General features: G+C 50.8%; 1 rRNA gene. It reads left to right on the top strand.

Features of this window, described 5'->3' with window-relative positions:
- Nucleotides 1-2597: ribosomal RNA gene (locus F0261_RS19675) — 23S ribosomal RNA — on the top strand; the annotation flags it as partial.
- Between the last annotated feature and the right edge of the window lie 11 nt (nucleotides 2598-2608).

Raw genomic sequence — 2608 nt, 5'->3', positions numbered from 1 at the left:
TAGTGGAATCCTTTGGGAAGAGGAGCGATACAAGGTGATAGCCCTGTACACGACGGATTCTTTACAGTGAAATCGAGTAGGTCGGGACACGTGTTATCTTGACTGAATATGGGGGGACCATCCTCCAAGGCTAAATACTCCTAACTGACCGATAGTGAACCAGTACCGTGAGGGAAAGGCGAAAAGAACCCCTGTGAGGGGAGTGAAATAGAACCTGAAACCGTATACGTACAAGCAGTGGGAGCCACTTCGTGTGGTGACTGCGTACCTTTTGTATAATGGGTCAGCGACTTATATTTAGTAGCGAGGTTAAGTGAATAACGGAGCCGTAGCGAAAGCGAGTGTTAACTGCGCGTTTAGTTGCTAGGTATAGACCCGAAACCCGGTGATCTAGCCATGAGCAGGTTGAAGGTTGAGTAACATCAACTGGAGGACCGAACCCACTAACGTTGAAAAGTTAGGGGATGACTTGTGGCTGGGGGTGAAAGGCCAATCAAACCGGGAGATAGCTGGTTCTCCCCGAAATCTATTTAGGTAGAGCCTCGGACGAATTCCATTGGGGGTAGAGCACTGTTAAGGCTAGGGGGTCATCCCGACTTACCAACCCTTTGCAAACTCCGAATACCAATGAGAACTATCCGGGAGACACACGGCGGGTGCTAACGTCCGTCGTGGAGAGGGAAACAACCCAGACCGCCAGCTAAGGTCCCAAAATATTGCTAAGTGGGAAACGATGTGGGAAGGCATAGACAGCTAGGAGGTTGGCTTAGAAGCAGCCACCCTTTAAAGAAAGCGTAATAGCTCACTAGTCGAGTCGGCCTGCGCGGAAGATGTAACGGGGCTAAGCAATATACCGAAGCTGCGGCAGCATGTTTACATGCTGGGTAGGGGAGCGTTGTGTAAGTGGATGAAGGTGAGTTGTAAAGCTTGCTGGACATATCACAAGTGCGAATGCTGACATGAGTAACGATAATGGGAGTGAAAAACTCCCACGCCGGAAGACCAAGGTTTCCTGTCCCATGCTAATCAGGGCAGGGTAAGTCGGCCCCTAAGGCGAGGCAGAAATGCGTAGTCGATGGGAAACGGGTTAATATTCCCGTACTTATATAATCAGTGATGGAGGGACGGAGAAGGCTAGGCAAGCTTGGCGTTGGTTGTCCAAGTGAAAGTGAGTAGGCTGAAGACTTAGGTAAATCCGGGTTTTCAAGGCCGAGACACGAGACGAGCTCCCAAGGGAGTGAAGTTGTTGATGCCCTGCTTCCAGGAAAAGCTTCTAAACTTATGATTATATGAACCGTACCCCAAACCGACACAGGTGGTCAGGTAGAGAATACTAAGGCGCTTGAGAGAACTCGGGTGAAGGAACTCGGCAAAATTGTACCGTAACTTCGGGAGAAGGTACGCCTCTGTTTGTGAACACTTCGCGTGGTAAGCAAATGGAGGCCGCAGTGACCAGGTGGCTGGGACTGTTTATTAAAAACACAGCACTCTGCAAACTCGTAAGAGGACGTATAGGGTGTGACACCTGCCCGGTGCCGGAAGGTTAATTGATGGGGTTAGTTTTCGGACGAAGCTCTTGATCGAAGCCCCGGTAAACGGCGGCCGTAACTATAACGGTCCTAAGGTAGCGAAATTCCTTGTCGGGTAAGTTCCGACCTGCACGAATGGTGTAACCATGGCCACGCTGTCTCCACCCGAGACTCAGTGAAATTGAAATCGCAGTGAAGATGCTGTGTACCCGCACCTAGACGGAAAGACCCCGTGAACCTTTACTACAGCTTGGCACTGAACATTGAACCTACATGTGTAGGATAGGTGGGAGGCTTTGAAGCACAGTCGCTAGATTGTGTGGAGCCGTCCTTGAAATACCACCCTTGTATGTTTGATGTTCTAACATTGTTCCCTTATCGGGAATGTGGACAGTGTCTGGTGGGTAGTTTGACTGGGGCGGTCTCCTCCCAAATAGTAACGGAGGAGCACGAAGGTTAGCTAATCACGGTCGGACATCGTGAGGTTAGTGCAATGGCATAAGCTAGCTTAACTGCGAGACAGACACGTCGAGCAGGTACGAAAGTAGGTCATAGTGATCCGGTGGTTCTGTATGGAAGGGCCATCGCTCAACGGATAAAAGGTACTCCGGGGATAACAGGCTGATACCGCCCAAGAGTTCATATCGACGGCGGTGTTTGGCACCTCGATGTCGGCTCATCACATCCTGGGGCTGAAGTCGGTCCCAAGGGTATGGCTGTTCGCCATTTAAAGTGGTACGCGAGCTGGGTTTAGAACGTCGTGAGACAGTTCGGTCCCTATCTGGTGTGGGCGTTGGATGATTGATGGGAGCTGCTCCTAGTACGAGAGGACCGGAGTGGACGAACCGCTGGTGTTCGGGTTGTCATGCCAATGGCATTGCCCGGTAGCTATGTTCGGAACGGATAACCGCTGAAAGCATCTAAGCGGGAAGCCGGCCCAAAGATGAGTCATCCCTGAACTTTAAGTTCTGGAAGGGTTGTTATAGACGATGACGTTGATAGGCAGGGTGTGGAAGCGTTGTAAGGCGTTAAGCTAACCTGTACTAATTGCCCGAGAGGCTTAACCATACAACGCCCAA

The sequence above is a fragment of the Alteromonas sp. 07-89-2 genome (genome assembly GCF_013113925.1).
Taxonomy (GTDB): Bacteria; Pseudomonadota; Gammaproteobacteria; order Enterobacterales; family Alteromonadaceae; genus Alteromonas; species Alteromonas macleodii.
This window is presented reverse-complemented; position numbering and strand designations above follow the sequence as displayed.